17 protein-coding genes are annotated in these 16447 nt (G+C 68.4%); 7 read left to right on the forward strand and 10 right to left on the reverse strand.

Going from position 1 to position 16447, the window contains the following annotated elements:
* Window positions 1–8: 8 nt before the first annotated feature.
* From BLQ77_RS11895 to BLQ77_RS11920, 6 genes are all read right to left on the reverse strand, one after another.
* Window positions 9–890 carry an ABC transporter permease gene (locus BLQ77_RS11895; protein ID WP_089959302.1) on the reverse strand — a complete coding sequence of 294 codons (882 nt, stop codon included), beginning with the start codon at window positions 888–890 and terminating at the stop codon, window positions 9–11.
* A gap of 17 nt (window positions 891–907) precedes the next feature.
* Window positions 908–1858 carry an ABC transporter permease gene (locus BLQ77_RS11900; RefSeq protein ID WP_008888184.1) on the reverse strand — a complete coding sequence of 317 codons (951 nt, stop codon included), beginning with the start codon at window positions 1856–1858 and terminating at the stop codon, window positions 908–910.
* A 90-nt stretch (window positions 1859–1948) separates the two neighbouring features.
* Entirely contained in the window at window positions 1949–3595 is a 1647-nt protein-coding gene (locus tag BLQ77_RS11905; RefSeq protein ID WP_089959305.1) for a peptide ABC transporter substrate-binding protein, read from the reverse strand.
* Between the two features lie 110 nt (window positions 3596–3705).
* The gene (locus tag BLQ77_RS11910; protein WP_089959309.1) at window positions 3706–5037 is read right to left on the reverse strand and encodes an NAD(P)/FAD-dependent oxidoreductase; all 1332 of its coding nucleotides are present in this window, start codon (window positions 5035–5037) and stop codon (window positions 3706–3708) included.
* Window positions 5037–5738 carry an SDR family NAD(P)-dependent oxidoreductase gene (locus tag BLQ77_RS11915; RefSeq protein WP_165617079.1) on the reverse strand — a complete coding sequence of 234 codons (702 nt, stop codon included), beginning with the start codon at window positions 5736–5738 and terminating at the stop codon, window positions 5037–5039. Before BLQ77_RS11915 ends, BLQ77_RS11910 begins: the two co-directional genes overlap by 1 nt.
* On the reverse strand, window positions 5735–6238 hold the full coding sequence (locus BLQ77_RS11920; RefSeq protein WP_008888293.1) for a MarR family winged helix-turn-helix transcriptional regulator: 504 nt from the start codon (window positions 6236–6238) through the stop codon (window positions 5735–5737). Before BLQ77_RS11920 ends, BLQ77_RS11915 begins: the two co-directional genes overlap by 4 nt.
* Before the next feature lie 439 nt (window positions 6239–6677).
* Between BLQ77_RS11920 and queC the strand changes: the two genes are divergently transcribed.
* The 4 genes from queC to queF are packed head-to-tail and all read left to right on the forward strand — an operon-like array spanning window position 6678 to window position 8916.
* Window positions 6678–7379, forward strand: a complete 702-nt coding sequence (gene queC / locus BLQ77_RS11925) for a 7-cyano-7-deazaguanine synthase QueC (RefSeq protein WP_089959318.1) — start codon at window positions 6678–6680, stop codon at window positions 7377–7379.
* On the forward strand, window positions 7379–7732 hold the full coding sequence (queD, locus tag BLQ77_RS11930) for a 6-carboxytetrahydropterin synthase QueD (RefSeq protein WP_089959322.1): 354 nt from the start codon (window positions 7379–7381) through the stop codon (window positions 7730–7732). Before queC ends, queD begins: the two co-directional genes overlap by 1 nt.
* Complete coding sequence (gene queE, locus BLQ77_RS11935) at window positions 7729–8436, forward strand: 7-carboxy-7-deazaguanine synthase QueE (RefSeq protein ID WP_089959326.1); 708 nt, start codon at window positions 7729–7731, stop codon at window positions 8434–8436. The genes queD and queE overlap by 4 nt, the downstream gene beginning before the upstream one ends.
* 15 nt (window positions 8437–8451) lie before the next feature.
* On the forward strand, window positions 8452–8916 hold the full coding sequence (gene queF, locus BLQ77_RS11940) for a preQ(1) synthase (RefSeq protein WP_089959329.1): 465 nt from the start codon (window positions 8452–8454) through the stop codon (window positions 8914–8916).
* A 294-nt stretch (window positions 8917–9210) separates the two neighbouring features.
* Here the strand turns inward: queF and BLQ77_RS11945 are convergent, their stop codons facing one another.
* Genes BLQ77_RS11945 through BLQ77_RS11955 form a run of 3 tightly spaced genes read right to left on the reverse strand, consistent with a single transcriptional unit; the run spans window position 9211 to window position 12292 of the window.
* Complete coding sequence (locus BLQ77_RS11945) at window positions 9211–10212, reverse strand: NADPH:quinone oxidoreductase family protein (RefSeq protein ID WP_089959332.1); 1002 nt, start codon at window positions 10210–10212, stop codon at window positions 9211–9213.
* On the reverse strand, window positions 10209–10619 hold the full coding sequence (locus BLQ77_RS11950; protein WP_008888166.1) for a PaaI family thioesterase: 411 nt from the start codon (window positions 10617–10619) through the stop codon (window positions 10209–10211). The genes BLQ77_RS11945 and BLQ77_RS11950 overlap by 4 nt, the downstream gene beginning before the upstream one ends.
* Window positions 10619–12292 (reverse strand): class I adenylate-forming enzyme family protein, encoded by a 1674-nt coding sequence (locus BLQ77_RS11955; RefSeq protein ID WP_165617080.1) that lies wholly within the window; start codon window positions 12290–12292, stop codon window positions 10619–10621. Before BLQ77_RS11955 ends, BLQ77_RS11950 begins: the two co-directional genes overlap by 1 nt.
* Before the next feature lie 186 nt (window positions 12293–12478).
* On the opposite strand from BLQ77_RS11955, the gene BLQ77_RS11960 reads away from it, so the two are divergent.
* A complete protein-coding gene (locus BLQ77_RS11960) occupies window positions 12479–12928 on the forward strand; it encodes an SRPBCC family protein (RefSeq protein ID WP_089959339.1) in 450 nt (149 codons plus the stop codon).
* Here the strand turns inward: BLQ77_RS11960 and BLQ77_RS11965 are convergent, their stop codons facing one another.
* A complete protein-coding gene (locus BLQ77_RS11965; protein WP_165617081.1) occupies window positions 12929–14185 on the reverse strand; it encodes an amidase in 1257 nt (418 codons plus the stop codon).
* Between the two features lie 135 nt (window positions 14186–14320).
* Here BLQ77_RS11965 and BLQ77_RS11970 point away from each other — a divergent pair, with 135 nt between their 5' ends.
* Both BLQ77_RS11970 and BLQ77_RS11975 read left to right on the forward strand, forming a co-directional pair.
* The gene (locus BLQ77_RS11970) at window positions 14321–15232 is read left to right on the forward strand and encodes a helix-turn-helix domain-containing protein (protein WP_008888033.1); all 912 of its coding nucleotides are present in this window, start codon (window positions 14321–14323) and stop codon (window positions 15230–15232) included.
* 216 nt (window positions 15233–15448) lie between these two features.
* The gene (locus BLQ77_RS11975; protein ID WP_089959346.1) at window positions 15449–16432 is read left to right on the forward strand and encodes a TAXI family TRAP transporter solute-binding subunit; all 984 of its coding nucleotides are present in this window, start codon (window positions 15449–15451) and stop codon (window positions 16430–16432) included.
* The last annotated feature ends 15 nt before the right edge of the window (window positions 16433–16447 follow it).

Consider the following 16447-nt stretch of genomic DNA (forward strand, 5'->3'; position numbering starts at 1 on the left):
CCGCCCTCCTATTGAACCGACCGGGCGTCGAGCGCGTCGCGCAGCCCGTCGCCGATGAAGTTGAAGGACGTCACCGCGAGGGTGATCGCGACGCCGGGCACGATGGCGAGCCAGGGCGCGCTGTCGAGATATTGCTGGGCGTTGTTGAGCATGTTGCCCCAGCTCGGCAGCGGCGGCTGGATGCCGTAGCCGAGGAACGAGATATAGGCCTCGAGCAGGATGGCACGCGCCACGGTCAGGGTCGCCGCCACGATGATCGGCCCGATGACGTTGGGCAGGATCTCGCGCCCCATGATCCACCAGTGCGGCGCGCCGACCATGCGTGCGGCGGCGGTGAAATCGCGCGAGGACTGGCCGCGGACCTCGGCCTCGACGATGCGCGCGACCTCCATCCACGAGGTGACGGCGATGATCAGCGTGATCATCGTGGGCGATGGCTTGAGGAAGGCCGCGAGCGTCAGCATCAGGAAAATCGACGGGAAGGACAGGAAGGCGTCGACGATGCGCATCAGGCCGATGCGGCTCCAGCCGCCGAAGTAGCCCGCCACCACGCCGATGACCGTGCCGATGAGCGTCGACAGCACCATCGCCGTGAACCCGACGGTGAGCGAGATCTGTCCGGCCGAGAACAGCCTTGCCGCGATGTCCCGGCCGAGCGGGTCGGTGCCGAGGATGTGGCTTCCGGTGAGCGGCGGCGAGAAGCGCGCGCGCAGGTCGATGTAGAGCTCGTCGTAGGGCAGCAGGTAGGGCCCGAAGAAGCAGGCGAGCGTCAGGAAGATGATGGTGAGCAGTCCGATCATGGCCAGCCGGTGGCGCATGAACTTGCGCACGCGGGGGCCGCGGAAGATGGCGAAGCGGGTCCTGGTCGCCGGGTCGGGGATTGCGGTCATTCGATCGCTCCTTTCGGTCAGCCGAGGCGGATGCGCGGATCGGCCAGCGCGACGCCGATATCCGCGAGGAAGTTGCCGATCACGGTCAGGATGGCCGAGAACATCAGCAGCCCCATGATCACCGGGTAGTCGTTGTAGCCGAGGCTATCGATGAAGAGCCGCCCGAGCCCCGGCCAGGTGAACACGGTCTCGGTGACCAGCGCGCCGCCGATGATGGTGGGCAGCTGCAGGCCGGCGAGCGTGATCATCGGGATCAGCGCGTTGCGCACGATGTGGGCCGAGACGATGCGCCAGCGCGGCAGGCCCTTGGCGCGGGCGGTGCGCACGTAGTCCTGGTCCATCACGTCGAGCGTCGAGGCGCGCATGTAGCGGCTCCAGATCGCCACGTTGACCAGCGCCAGCACGATGGAAGGCATGATCAGGTGAATGGCGTAGTCGGAAAAGCTCTGGTCGCCCACGGTGTACATGTTGCCGGCGGGCAGCCAGCCGAGCTCGAGCGAGAAGAAGAAGATCGCCACCAGTCCGAACCAGAAGGTCGGGATCGAGAGCGCGATCATCGCGCCCACCGTCGCCATGTAGTCGAAGACCGAGTAGCGCTTCAGGGCGCCCAGCACGCCGATCAGCGTGCCCAGGGCCACGGCGATGGCCGTCGAGGTGCCCATCAGCAGAAGCGTCGCCCACATGTGGCGCCACACGACGTCCAGCACGGGGCTCTGGTCGCGGTAGCTCTTGCCCCAGTCGCCCGAGACCATGTTGACCAGCCAGTCGAGGTACTGGACCGGGATCGGCCGGTCGAGCCCCATCTGGTGGGCGATGCGGTCGAGGTCCTGCTGGCTCATGCCGGGCGTCATTGCGTATTGCGAAAGCGGCCCGCCGGGCGCGAGGTTGATCACGGTGAACCCGATCATCGAGACGATCAGGATCAGCACGATCCCCTGCAGCGTGCGGTGGGTAAGGAAGCGGATCATGGCGCGGCCTCCGGTCGGAAGGTGAACGTCTGGCACTGCCCCGGAGCACGTGGCTCCGGGACCGCCGGTCGTCGTCGCGGGGTCAGGCGGTTACGCCCAGCTCCAGTCCTGCATGTTCCAGAAGGTGATCCGGACGTTGATGTTGGGCTCGTAGCCCTGAAGCCCCTCGAGATGGCCACGCACCTCGTTGCGCTGGAACAGCGGCAGGAAGGGCAGCTCCTCGCGGATCATCGACTGGATCTCGGCGTAGATCGGCTTGCGGGCCTCGGGCGATACGGTGGTCGCGCCCTTCTTCAGCAGCTCGTCGAGCTCGGGGATCGAGACCTGGAAGGTGTTCTGCCCTGCCCCGCCCTGCGCGTTGATCGAGTCCGTCGACATGTAGTTGGTGGTGTCCGGGTCCGGCCCGGTGAGGAAGATGATCCCCGCCACCGCCATGTCGAACTGCGACTGCATCCAGTGGTCGGCCCACATCACCGCCGGCGGCAGGTTCGAGATTTCCATCTCGATGCCCATCTCCTTCCAGCTCTGCTGCAGGAACTGCTGCATCTGCTCGCGCACGTGGTTGCCCGCGGTGGTCGAGCAGATGAAGCTCAGGCGCTGGCCGTCCTTCTCGCGGATGCCGTCGCCGCCGGGCACCCAGCCCGCCTCGTCGAGCAGTGCCTTGCCGGCCTCGGGGTCGTAGACATGCCCGGGCAGGTCCGGATTGTAGTAGAAGCTCTGCTGCGGCATGTAGGTTTCGGTCGGCGTCGGCAGACCGTAGTACAGCGCCTCGAGGATCGTCGTCTTGTCGACGCCGAGATAGAGCGCCTCGCGCACCGCCTTGTCCGCCAGCACCGGGTTGCCGAGGTTCAGCGACAGCGTCTCGACGGTGCCCACCGGCACCAGCTGCACGGTCTTGCCCTCCAGCGTCGAGGCCTCGGCATAGTGGTCGGGCGAGATGCCCTGCAGCGCGATCACGTCGATGTCGCCGGTCTTGAACTGGGTGTAGAGCACCGTGAGATCGGGCACGTACTTGACCACGATGCGCTCGATCGAGGCGCCGTCGCCGTGGTAGTCGGGGTACGCGACGAGTTGGATGTTGTCGCCCGGCGCGCGGCTGTCCCATTTGTAGGGCCCGGTGCCGATGGGGCTCTGGTTGAAGGGCGCCTCGTTCGGGTCCACGCCGTCGAAGGCGTGCTTGGGCACGATGAAGGTCCAGCTCAGGATCGCCATGTAGGGCGCGAAGGCCGAGGACATCTTCCACGTGAGCTCGGTGTCCGAGACCACGGTGATCTCTTCGATGAGCTCGTGCCCGGTGCGGCGGGCGGCGCGGAAATCGGGGTCCTTCTGCAGCTCGAGCGTGAATTTCACGTCCTCCGCCGTCAGCGGCGTGCCGTCGTGCCAGGTCACGCCCTCTTTCAGCGTGATCTTCCACTCGGTGCCGTCTTCCGAGATGCCGCCGTTCTCGATGCTGGGCACCTCGGTCACCAGCCGCGGCGCGAAGGAGCCGTCGGGCTCGACCGAGAACAGCGGGTCGAAGATCGCCCAGTGGATGCCCTCGTCCACCTCGATGTGCAGCAGGTGCGGGTTGAAGACGGTGGGCTCCTGGCTGATGCCCACGATCACCTGACCGGTGGCCTGCGCGCGGGCGGCACCCGGCAGGCCCGAAAGCCCGAGACCGGCGGCGGTCAGCATCGTCATCCCGAGGAAGCCGCGGCGCGACGGGTGGGTCAGGTCCTTGAACGGCGTATTGGTCATGCTTTCTACTCCTGTTGGCTGTTGGGTCGGTCTTGATGTGCTGCCAGCGCTTCTTGTGGCGCTTGGTCAGGGGCTCCCGCGCCCGGTCGTCCGGCCGCGAAGAAAGGGGTTCAGAACCCGTCGTCGGGTCGCAGCTTCGTTCCGTCGGAGAAGCGCGAGAACCGGAAGTGGTGCGGGTCGACGCAAGGCGCGCGGCCGGTGACCAGCTCGGACATCAGCCGCCCCGCGGCGGGACCGATGCCGAAGCCGTGCCCCGAGAAGCCCGAGGCCATGAAGAAGCCGGGCTGGCCGTCGACCGCCGAGATCACCGGCACCGCGTCGGGGGTGACGTCGATGTAGCCGGCCCAGGTCTGGGCGATCTTTGCCTTCTCGAAGACCGGGAAGTACTTCGCCGCCGCCTTGAGCGTCTTTTTGATGATGCGCGGATGCGGCTTGGGGTCGAGCACGCGGGTGTATTCGAACGGCGAGGCCTCGTCGTTGCGCCACTTGCGGGCATAGCCGGCCTCCTGTCCGAACCGGGGCCCGACGCGGAAGTTGAGGTCGCGCCACTGGTGCTGCAGCGCCGGGAGATAGCGCAGCGCAAGGCGGAAGCTGTCGGGCACGATGTCGACCACGTTGGTCGAGCCCGAGGCGATGGTGTAACCGCCGTCCTTGCGCCTGCGGAAGGCGTATTCGCTGGTCCAGTAGGCCGCCTCCGGCCCGCCCTCGAGCGGCTCGGTGCGCAGCACGGTGTTCATCACCTTGAGCTGCGGGAAGTCGATGCCGAGGTTGCCCGCGAACAGCCGCGACCACGCCCCGCCCGCCAGCACCACCGCGTCGCAGCCGATGCGGCCCCGCTCGGTCACCACGCCCGAGACCGCGCCGGCGCTGGTCTCGATGCCGCGCACCGCGGTCTCGGTAAGGATGGCGGCACCCCGGTCGCGCGCCGCCTCGGCGATGGCAGGCGCCGCGAGCTGCGGCTCGGCGCGCCCGTCGACCGAGGTGTAGAGCCCGCCCTTCACCGGCTCCTCGCAGCCGGGCATGACCTCGGCGAATTCGGCGCCCGAGACCATCCGGCTGTCGAGCTGGTAGGGCTTGAGATGCTCGGACCAGCGCTCGTAACGGGCCATATCCTCGTCGGTGCGGCACGAGAACATGATGCCCGTGCGTTTGTAGCCAAGCTCGCGCCCCGTGCGGTCGTTCATCCCCGGCCAGATGCGCAGCGCCTCGGCCATCAGCGGGATCTCGCGCGGATCGCGACGCGAGATCCGCACCCAGCCCCAGTTGCGCGAGCTCTGTTCCTGCCCGATGCCGCCCTTCTCGCAAAGCGCCACACGCAGCCCCTTTTCGCTGAGCTCCAGCGCCGTGGAGGTGCCGATGATCCCGCCGCCGATCACGACGACATCGACCTTGTCGGGCAGGGTTTCGTCCCCGTGGACCGGGGTTACGCGTGGACCGGGCATCAGTGGATTCCGTCAGGCTGGCAGTTGAAGGCGATTTCCGCCTGGCAAAGCGTGCCGGGCAGTTCGAGGGTGTTGAGCGTGAGCGTCGCGACATCCCCGACCTGGGTCATCGCCTCGGGCGGGAAGCCGCCGTTGGCGGCGGATTCGCCCATGTCCGTGCGCACGAGCCCCGGACAGATCGCCGTGGCGCGGATGCCGAGATCCCAGCCCTCGTGGCGCAGGGCGTGGGCCAGCCCCACGGCGGCGAACTTGGAAAACGAATAGAGCCCCGAGCGCTTGCTCTTGACCCGCTTGCCCGAGAGCGAGGCCATGACGATGATCCGTCCGTCGCCGGTCTCGGCCAGCGCGTCCCACGCGGCGGCGGCAAGGCGCCGGGGCGCGTGCACGTTGACCTCGAAGAGCCGCTGCACGGTGTCCTCGTCCTCGGTGACGATGCGGTCGTGCTCGAGGATGCCGGCGCAGGCGACCACGGCGTCGATGCGCCCGCGCCGCTCCAGCACGCCCTTTACCCAGTCCCGCTCGCCACCGGCCGCGGCATCGTAGGGCACCGCCTCCGCCGTCTCCGGGCTCAGCCCCGTCGGCAGCGCCGAGGCGTCGCGCAGCCCCAGAGAGACGAACCAGCCGCGCTTCGCGGCCTCGATGGCGATGGCGTGGCCGATCCCTCGGGATCCGCCGGTGAGCAGCATGGTCTTGGTCGTCATGTCTTCTTCCGTTTCCAATCGAGCCCGTTGTGGCGTTCGACATACGCCGCGGCGATCTTGCGAAGCAGCGCGACGGTCTGCGCGTGCTCCTTCTTCGACAGCATCCAGAACGCGTCCTCGGGTTCGCGCTCGACGATCTCGCGCACCCGGTCGAGCACCTCGCGCCCGGCCGCCGTGATGAAAAGCTGCTGGCGCCGCCGCACGTCCGGGTCGGGACGACGCTCGAGCAGCCCGTCCGCGATCAGCTTCTCGACGAGCCGGGTCATCGCCGGCGCGTCCTTGCCGGCGAAGCTCATGATTTCCGAGGCGGTGATGCCCGGCTGGTGCAGCACCATGAACAGGGTCGAGATCTTGCCCGTACCCCCCGCGACCGGAAGGCTCGCCAGCTTCTTCTCGAGATCGCGCGAGATCCACAGGTTCAGCACCCGGATGTAGTAGCTGACCGCGCCGGTCAGGCAGTCGAGCTCGATCTCGTCGAAACCGTCCTGCACGTCCGTCACTCCCCGGCCTCTGCCCCGCGTCTCTTCATTCATCTCTGGTCACTCCAAACAGTTGTCGATGACAATTGTGTCTGACAACCGTTAATGTCAAAACTTTTGCGAAAAACTCAGCTTCGGCGCGGAGTGTGTGTGTTTGGGGAAATTCCGGGCAACGGGCGTGACCGTTCGCCCAATGGTTGATCGAAACGGGCCCGAACGCCGTCTTTGCCAGCGTCCGGCCCATGGCGCGCGGTGCGCCGGTCCCGGCCCCTCGCCCGCCTCAAGCCCCCCGGCGGGACGAATCGTCGCGCACGCCGGAGCATCCGTGCCCCGCGCATGACGCCGCGGCAGACAGGCGCCCGGCCCCGGCGCCCGCGCTTGCCTGACCGGTCCCGGGCTGCTATCGCCTGCCCCCACGTCCGGTCGCAGCCTACCCGGATATCAAAACAAGGGCCCCAACATGAAAACACTCGTCATCTGCTCGGGCGGACTCGATTCCGTGTCGCTCGCGCATATCATCGCCGACCAGCAGCAGCTGACCCGGCTCGTCTCCTTCGACTACGGCCAGCGCCACCGCAAGGAACTCGACTTCGCCGCCGCCGCCGCGCGGCGCCTGAACGTCCCACACCACCTCATCGACATGCGCGGCATCGGCGCCTCCCTCTCCGGGTCGGCACTGACCGATGACATCGACGTCCCCGATGGCCACTACGCCGAGGAGACCATGCGCATCACCGTCGTGCCCAACCGCAACGCCATCATGCTGGCGATCGGCTTCGGGGTCGCAGCGGCCAATGGCGACGAGGCCGTCGCCACCGCGGTGCATGGCGGCGATCACTTCATCTATCCCGACTGCCGCCCGGCCTTCACGCAGGCCTTCGACGCGATGCAGCAGGCGGCGCTCGACGGCTATGCCTCGGTACGGCTGCACACGCCCTTCGTCGAGCGCAGCAAGGCCGACATCGTGCGCGCAGGCGCGGCCCACGGCACGCCCTTCGCCGAGACATGGTCCTGCTACAAGGGCGGCGAGCTGCATTGTGGCCGCTGCGGCACCTGCGTCGAACGGCGCGAGGCCTTCCACCTCGCCGGGGTCGGAGACCCCACGGCCTATGCCGACCCCGACTACTGGGCGCAGGCCGTGGCCGCGCGGGGGACCGCCTGATGTTCCGCATCCGCAAGGAGTTCCACTTCTCCGCCTCGCACCGGCTCGAGCACCTGCCGCCCGACCACCAGTGCGCGCGGCTGCACGGGCACAATTACGTCGTGGTGGTCGAGCTCTCCGCCGAGACGCTCAACACCGACGGCTTCGTGCGCGACTACCACGATCTCGCCGATCTCAAGACCTACATCGACGGGCAGTTCGACCATCGCCACCTGAACGACGTGCTCGAGGTGCCCTCGACCGCCGAGCACATGGCGCGGCACTTCTTCGACTGGTGCCGGGCCCGCTGGCCCGAGACCAGCGCCGTGCTGGTGAGCGAGACCCCCAAGACCTGGGCCGAGTACCGGCCATGAGCCTGCGCATCGCCGAGATCTTCGGGCCGACGATCCAGGGCGAAGGCGCCCTGATCGGCGAGCCCACCGTCTTTGTCCGCACCGGCGGCTGCGACTACCGCTGCAGCTGGTGCGACAGCCTGCACGCGGTCGAGAGCCGCTACCGCGACACATGGGCCGCGATGAGCGACGAGGCGGTCTGGGACGAGGTGCTGCGCCTCTCCGGGGGCCAGCCCCTGACAGTGTCGCTCAGCGGCGGCAATCCCGCGATCCAGGACTTCGCGCCGGTGATCGCGCGCGGACGGGCGGCGGGCTACCGCTTTGCCTGCGAGACGCAGGGCTCGGTCGCGCGGCCCTGGTTCGCCGAACTCGACACGCTGGTGCTCTCGCCGAAGCCCCCGTCGAGCGGCGAGACCGTCGACTGGGACGCCTTCGCCGCCTGCGTCCGCGCCGGCAGCGCCGCCCGCCAGACGGTGATGAAGATCGTCATCTTCGACGGCACCGACTACGCCTGGGCCAGGGACGCCCACGCCCGCCACCCGGAGCTTCCGCTCTATCTCCAGCCCGGCAACCCCGAGGTCGATCCCGAGACGCCCGTCGATCCGCAGGCGCTGGCGGACCGGCTCGGCTGGCTCGTCGAGCGCACCATGGCCGACACCTGGTTCACCCCCCGTATCCTGCCGCAGCTGCATGTCCTGATCTGGGGCAACAAGCGCGGCGTCTGACCGCAGGAGACCTGCATGACCGACAGCATCTACAGCAACCTCAGGCAACTCGGCGGCGAGACCCGCATCCCCGCCAGCCCCGAAGAGGCCGAGCTCGAACGCGTCGCCAACCCGCAGGCGGACGTGACCTACAACGTGCGCTTCACCGCGCCGGAGTTCACCTCGCTCTGCCCGATGACCGGCCAGCCCGACTTTGCGCATCTCGTCATCGACTACGCGCCGGGCAAGTGGCTGGTGGAATCGAAGTCGCTGAAGCTCTACCTCACCTCGTTCCGCAACCACGGCGCCTTCCACGAGGATTGCACGATCTCGATCGCGCGGCGGCTGGTCGGTTTCCTCGCGCCGCAATGGCTGCGCATCGGTGGCTACTGGTATCCGCGCGGCGGCATCCCGATCGACGTGTTCTGGCAGACAGGGCCGCTGCCCGAGGGGCTCTGGCTTCCCGACCAGGGCGTGCCGCCCTACCGCGGCCGGGGCTGAAAACGCAGACGACGGCACCCGCGGGGCGCCGTCGTCTTCTTGTTTACGTAAGCTCAGATTACGCGTCGTGGCGCCCGTGCCGGACCGGCGCCATGCAGCGCCAGATGCCATGCACGCGCCTGCTCTAGGGCACGGACAGGAACAGCGTCATCACCACGCCCCGATGCAGCGCCAGCATCGCGGGCGTCGCGCACAGCGCCAGAAGGAGGCCGGGTGAGCCCGGTGGCTATATCGGCACAGACCGCGGCATTGCCGCCGCCGCCACCAGCACCTCGGGGCTTCGGCCGGAAAGGCTCAGTCCACGGCCCCGTTCGGCACCAGCAGCACCCGGCCCCGCGCGCGACGCTCCAGCAGATCGTCGAGCGCGGTGGCGAACTCGGCCAGTGCGTAGGTCTTGCGCGGCCCAGGCAAGATGCGCCCCTCGGAGGCCAGCGCCAGGATCTCGCGGAAGGCGGCGTCGAGGATGTCGGGACGGCGCTTGCGGTAGTCGCTGACCTGCAGGCCGCTGACCTCGATGTTCTTGAGCATCAGGTAGTTGGCCTTGATGGTCGGGATGCGCCCGGCGGCAAACCCCACCACCACGACGCGCCCGCGCCAGGCCACCGCGCGCAGCGCCGCGTCGAAGATGTCGCCGCCCAGCGGATCGATCACCACGTCGGCGCCGCGGCCCCCGGTCTGGGCGTAGACCTGCTCGCGCAGGCTGTCGCGCAGGTTCGGCTGCGACAGGTCGACGATGGCGTCGGCGCCGTAGCGCTTCACCTCATCGGCCCGGTCGGGCGAGGAGACGGCGGCGAGCACCTTGGCGCCCTTGATCTTGGCAAGCTGCATCGCGGCGTTGCCCACGGCCCCGGTCGCGCCCAGCACCAGCACGGTGTCGCCGGGCTGCATCCGGCCCTGCTCGAAAAGCGCCGTCCACGCGGTGTCGAAGGCGAGCGACAGGACGCCGGCGTCCTCGCTGCTGACGTTCTCGGGCAACACATAGGCGTCCTTGGCGGGCACCAGCGCCGCCTCGGCATAGCCGCCGTGCTCGGCCATGGCGAGCACACGCTGCCCGACCTCGAAGCCCTCGACCCCTTCTCCGATGGCGACGATCTTGCCCGCGGGACCCTTGCCCGGGGTGAAGGGCCGCTCGGGCAGGAACTGGTACTTGCCGGTGAAGACGAGGCTGTCGACGAAATTGACCGGCGCCGCCTCGACCGCGATGAGAAGCTGGCCCGCGCCCGGCTCGGGCATGGGCAGGTCCTGGAGGGTGGCCTGCGAGGGCGCTCCGAAGTCTTCGATCACGACCGCTTTCATGGTCTCTCCTCGGGAATGGCAAAGGTGTTGCGGGACAGCGCGACAAGCCTGTCCCCGGCGAAGATCTCCACATCCACACGCGCGAGCGTCCGGCCCAGCTTGCGCAGGATACCGACAGCGCGCAGATCCACGCCCGGCGCGGCGCGCAGGTAGTCGACCCCCAGCGTCACCGTGGGTACGGGCGTGCCCGCGGCGCAGGCCGCCGCCGCGTGGGCGGTCAGGTCGCAGAGCGCCGCGACGATGCCGCCATGGATGAAGACCGGATCGGTCCCGCCAGCAAACTCGGGCCTGAACGGCAGCCGCACCTCGACCTCGGAGCCGTCGGCCCGGATCGCCTGCGGGCGCAGCCAGCCGTGCAGCGGCGGGCGGCGCATCTCTTCCTCGAGCCGGGCGAGATAATCGGCCATCAGGCGGGCGCCTTGAACCGGATCGGCTGCGGCACCAGCTTGCCCTGCTCGATGTCGGGCAGCAGCGCGCGCTTGAGCATCTTGCCCGAGGCCGAGAGCGGGATCTCGTCCACCTGCAGGAAGAACTCCGGCATGTCGTATTTCGACAGGCCCGTCTCGTCGAGGTGGCGCAGCACGTCCTGCGGATCGACCGCCACGCCGTTGCGCGGCATCACCACAAGGCAGACCTTCTCGCCCAGACGCTCGTCCTTCACGCCCACCGCGGCGGCGCGTGCCACGTCCGGGTGGCGGCTGGCCAGCGACTCGATCCGGGCGGGGTGGATGTTGTGGCCGCCGCGGATGATGATCTCCTTGAGGCGCCCGGTCAGGGTCAGGTAGCCGTGCTCGTCCATGCGCCCGAGGTCGCCTGTCATGAACCAGCCGTCCTTGTTGAACGCCTTCTCGGTCGCCGCCTGATCGTCGAAGTAGCCCATCATCAGGCTCGCGCCGCGGCCGCCGATATGCCCGACCTCGCCGGTGGCGAGCGGGCGGTCGGGATCGGCGGGGTCGAAGATCCTCACCTCGTAGCCCGGGCAGGCGCGGCCGCTGGTGCCGGTGATGCGCTCGGCGGGATCGTCGGGAAGCGTGTAGTGGTGCGAACAGGCCTCGGTCATGCCATAGCCGCTCTGGGCCTTGATGCCGTGGGCCGAGAGCCGCTCGACCACCCAGGACGGGGCAGCGGCACCGGAGATGCGGAAGCCCTGCAGCCCGGCCAGCGGCGTGCCGCCTGCCTCGGCTGCGGCGTCGAGCTCGATCAAAAGGTCCATGGCGTGGGCCGGCACCCCGAAGAGGAAGGTCGCGCCGACCTCTTCCAGCCGCTCGAGCAGGCTCTTGCCGCGCGGCATGTCGTGCACGATCAGCTCGCCCCCCGCCAGCAGCGTCAGGATCAGCGCGCCGAAGCCGAGGTTATGGCTGAGCGGCCCCATGGTGTAGGTCACCGTCTGGGGCCCGATGTTCCAGTCGCCGGCGATGGCGCGGGCGTTGGCGAGCAGCGTGTTGGACGAGTGCATCACACCCTTGGGCTCGCCCGTGGTGCCAGAGGTGAAGGCGAGGTAGACGATGTCGCAGCCGTTGCGCCCGGGCGGCTCGGCCTCGCCGGTGCCAAGCGCGGCCGCGAGATCCGCGACGCTGCGCGGCTTCGGCGCCTCGAGCGAGACGGTCAGCCTGAGGTCGGTGACCTCGGCGGCGGTCCTGGTGATGTCCAGCCGGTCGGCATCGGCGCCGAAGCCGGTCTCGGTGACCAGCGCGCTGGCGCGCATCCGCTTCACCAGCCCGGTGATCTCGCCCACCGTATGGTTGCGGTGCAGCGACGGGCAAAGCACGAAACCCTCGCGCGCGCAGGCCAGCAGCAGCACCGCCAGTTCGCAGCGGCTCGACATCCACGCGGCGACCCGGTCGCCCGGGCGCAGGCCCGCCGCCACCAGCCGCGCGGCAAAGCCGTCGGCCAGCGTCACCAGGTCACCATAGGCCAGCGCCAGCCCGGCGTCGCGGATGGCGATCTGCGCGGGCGCGCGCGCGGCCGAAGCGCGGGCGCAGTCATAGATGGTGTCGTCCGACCAGAACCCGGCCTCGGTGAAGGTGGCGACCATCTCGGGGGTCAGCCGCGTCAGCATATTCTGGAAAGCCCGGGTCATCTGGTCCTCTCTATCCATGGTCCTGTGCGCATCGCGACAGGCCATGCAGCGTCTTTTTCATTGGCGGGGCGCGTCTCGGAGGGCGTCCGGCTGTTCCATTTTTGGTATTCTACTCTTTTCTGGGTTTCAATAATAAAATAGCCAAGGGGTGACGAACCAAAATTGAAACAGTCGAGGTGCCCAATCATGCAGCTTTCCGAAGAATACACCCTCCCCGCCCCGCGCTCCGAAGTCTGGGCCGCACTCCATGACACCGACGTGCTGCGCGACTGCATCCCCGGCTGCACCGAGCTCGAGGCCGAGGGCGACGACACCTTCCATGCCAGCGTCACCACCAAGATCGGCCCGGTGAAGGCTACCTTCAAAGGCACTGTCACCATGAGCGAAGAGCAACCGCCCGAGAGCTTCGTGCTGAGCGGCGAGGGCAAGGGCGGCGTTGCGGGCTTTGCCAAGGGCCACGCCCGCATCTTCCTTGACGAACACCCCGAGGGCACGCTGCTGCGCTACGAGGTCGAGGTGAAGCTCGGCGGCAAGCTGGCGCAGCTGGGCTCGCGGCTCATCGCCTCGACCTCGCGCAAGCTCTCGGCGCAGTTCTTCGACAATTTCGCCGCGCGCTTCGAGACCGCCGAGGGCTGATCAGCCCTCGCGTAGCGCCTCGAGCTGCCGCGCGACATCGAGCAGAAGCGCGTCCTCGTTGGGGCGCGCCACCAGCTGCACCGAGAGCGGCAGCCCCGAGGGCGCATGGCCGAAGGGCACCGCGATCGAGGGGCAGCGCAGCGTGCTCCAGAGCTCCTGCAGGCGCGGATCGCCGGTCTTTTCCAGCCCGGACGGTGCCACGTCCGGCACTGTCGCCGTCAGCAGCACGCCCGCCTCGCCGAAAAGCGTGTCGACCGCGGCGCGCGCGACATCCAGCGCCCGGCGCGAGACCAGGTAAGTCTCGCCGTCGATGCTTTCGCCGCGGCTGAAGACCTCGCGCGATTCGGGGCGGATCCGGTCGAGCTCCGCCCCGAAGCAGGCGGTGTTTCCGCTGCGTTCAAAGGCATTTACGATGGCGCGGTGCTGCGTCAGCTCGGCAAACCCCGGCGCCAGCGGCAGGTCGATGACCTGCGCGCCCGCGCGCGACAACAGCTCCCGCGCCGCCTCTACCGCGCCGGCGCTGAGCGCGGACAGGGTGTCCCAAAGGTGGGTGCGGCAGAGCCCGATCACCGGCAGATCGCCGGTCGCGCCCGGCGCCGGCAGCCGCATCATCGCCGCATGGACCCAGGCCAGATCCTCGGCGCTGCGGGCGATGGCGCCCACCGTGTCGAAGGACTGCGCGGCGGGCAGCATCCCCGACACCGGCCAGGCACCGAAGGTCGGCTTGAACCCCGCGACGCCGCAGAAGGCCGCCGGGCGCAGCACCGATCCGCCGGTCTGGGTGCCAAGCGCGAAGACCGCCATGCCGGCCGCCACCGCGGCACCCGAGCCGCTCGACGAGCCGCCCGGCGTGCGCGCCGTGTCCAGCGGGTTGACCGTCGCCGCGGGCGCGGTACCGGCGAATTCCGCCGTCGCCGTCTTGCCCAGCACGATGGCGCCCTGCTGCTTCAGCATCGCCACGCTGCCCGCATCGAAGGGCGGCACTTGCCCCTTGTAGATCACGCTGCCCTGTTCGCAGGGCATGCCCGCCACGTCGAGCACGTCCTTCACCCCGAATGGAATGCCGCCGAGCAGCCCCGCCACCGGCGCGGTTGCCGCCGCCCGGGCACCGTCCGCGTCTACATGGACATAGGCCCCGATCTCGCCGTCGCGCTCGGCGATGCGCGCAAGATGGGCCTCGACCAGCGCCCCCTGCGTGACCTGCCCCGCGTCCAGAGCCTTGCGCAGCGTCGCGATCGAGCTGTTGAGCCAGTCCATGTCGGCCTCCATACCTTTTGTGTGCAAAATCCCACTTTTTTAACAGAACGGCAAGGCCGTCGCAGAACCGGGCCTTTTTCGTTGCCCCTGCGCGGAAACGGTGGTTCCGTTCCCAAAACTGGAGAAAGGGACCAGATGACGCTGCGATACGACGAAATCGGCCAGAGGCTGCGGGCATTTCGACTTGGCTCGGGGATGAGCGCCGAGGAAGTCGCCAATCGCATCGGAATCTCGCGCACCGCGGTCTACCGCTTCGAAAAGGGCGAAGTGGTCAAGATCGAGACCCTGATCGGGCTGGCGGAACTGCTGAACGTGTCGCTGCCCACCCTGCTCGGGGTCGAGATCGAGTACATCTCGTCCGCCGTCACCTATTTCGAACGTCTCCGCCAGCTCGAGACCGAGGCCAACCAGATCATCGTCCTGGCCGGTCCGATCTCGTACCTGCTGGCCTCGGACGACTTCCATGAATCGCTGGAACGGCTGCTCAAGGAGAGCGTCCCCGAGACCGCCGACCACCGCGACCAGACGCTTGCGGACATCGAGCGGATCATCGAGATCCTCAAGGAACGCAAGGCGAATTACCTGTCGCGGCGGCCCACCATCGTCAACCTGATGTCCGCCCACGATATCGTGCGCCTGCTGCGCTCGGGCTTCGTCGGACAGCCCTTCCTGCCGCCGGACGATCTCAGCGAACGCCGCGCCCGCGCCCGCCGCGAGGTGCAGCATTTCATCGACCTGATCGAGGGCGAGCCCATCGGCGTGCAGGTCGGTCTCGTTACCGGCACCCTGCCCCACAGCGCCTTCCAGATTTTCCGCAAGGGCGACGTGAAGACCCTGTCGATCAGCCCGTTCCGCCTTGGCGAGCAGCCCAACGTGCGGCTTGGCGTGGCGATGATCACCAACACCGACGAGGCCATCGCGCTGCACGAGCGCACCATCGACCAGATGTGGCGCGAGTCGCTGAAGGGCCGCGAGGCCGCCGATTACCTCCGCAAGCTGCTCGAAACCGTCGACCGCGAGAACGGTATCACCCCGGACGGGCAATAACCGCCCCCGACGCAACCGCCGCCCGCGCGCCCGCTTCCAAAACAGGCAGCGGGTGCCGCCGACCGCCATTCTCATTTTGAATTTTGTTCCATTTTTGGAATTTCCCTTGCGATTCGCGTCATTTTTAGGTCACGCTCGACCCAGGACGGAACAACGTCCGGGACCGGCAGCGTCATCGCCCGGTCACGTTCAACAAAAACCGAACAGGGTAGGACCATGAACATTCTCAAGATTTCGGCGGCAGCCGGCCTCGCTCTCGGGCTGGCGCTCCCCGCCCAGGCCCAGACGGTCAACGAGTCGGTCTGCGGCGCAAGCCCGGGCGGACTGTGGTCGCTGGTGGGCGCCGGTCTCGATGCGGCGGTCAAGGCCGAGGCGCCCGGCTCGACCATCACCTACCAGACCTCCTCGGGCGGTCTCGCCAACGTGGTGCAGGTGCAGACCGGCGCCTGCGCGCTCGGCATGGCCAACGACGGCGACCTCGCCTTTGCCAAGGCCGGCACCGACCCCTTCAAGGCGCCCGTCGAAGGCCTGACCGCGCTTGCCGTGCTCTATGACTGGGCGCCGGTGTGGTGGATCGCCCGCGCCGATTTCGCCGAGGAGTACGGGCTCGAAAGCCTCGCCGACCTCGCGGAGAAGAAGCCGCCGGTCCGCCTCGTGTTCAACCGCAAGGGCCTGCTGACCTCGGCCATCACCGAAGAGACGCTGGCCGCGCTCGGCGTCAGCATCGAGGACATCGAGGACTGGGGCGGCTCGGTGCAGTTCCAGGCCTCGGGCGAGCAGACCACGCTCATGCGCGACGGCCGCGTCGACCTGCTGGCCAACACGCTCTTCGAGGGCCACAGTTCGCTCACGCAGATGTCCGAGGCGACCCCGCTCAAGCTGCTCTCGGTGCCCGATGACGCGGCCGAGGCGGTGATCGAGAAGTTCTCGCTCAAGCCCTGGACGATTTCGGCCGACGCCAACCCCGGCGAGGGCGGCGACGTGAAGACGGTGACCACCTCGATCATCCTCTTCGCCACCGAGGAACTCGACGAAGAGACCGCCTATACCGTGACCAAGGCGATGCTCGACCATCCCGACGCCATGGCCGCCGTCTCTGCCGCCATGTCGCGCTTCACGCCCGAGGGCATGAAGGAACAGGCCGTCGTGCCGTTCCACCCGGGCGCCATCCGCGCCTATGAAGAAGCAGGCCTGATGTAAGGGCACGCGCGGGGC

The sequence above is a fragment of the Salipiger thiooxidans genome (assembly GCF_900102075.1).
Taxonomy (GTDB): domain Bacteria; phylum Pseudomonadota; class Alphaproteobacteria; order Rhodobacterales; family Rhodobacteraceae; genus Salipiger; species Salipiger thiooxidans.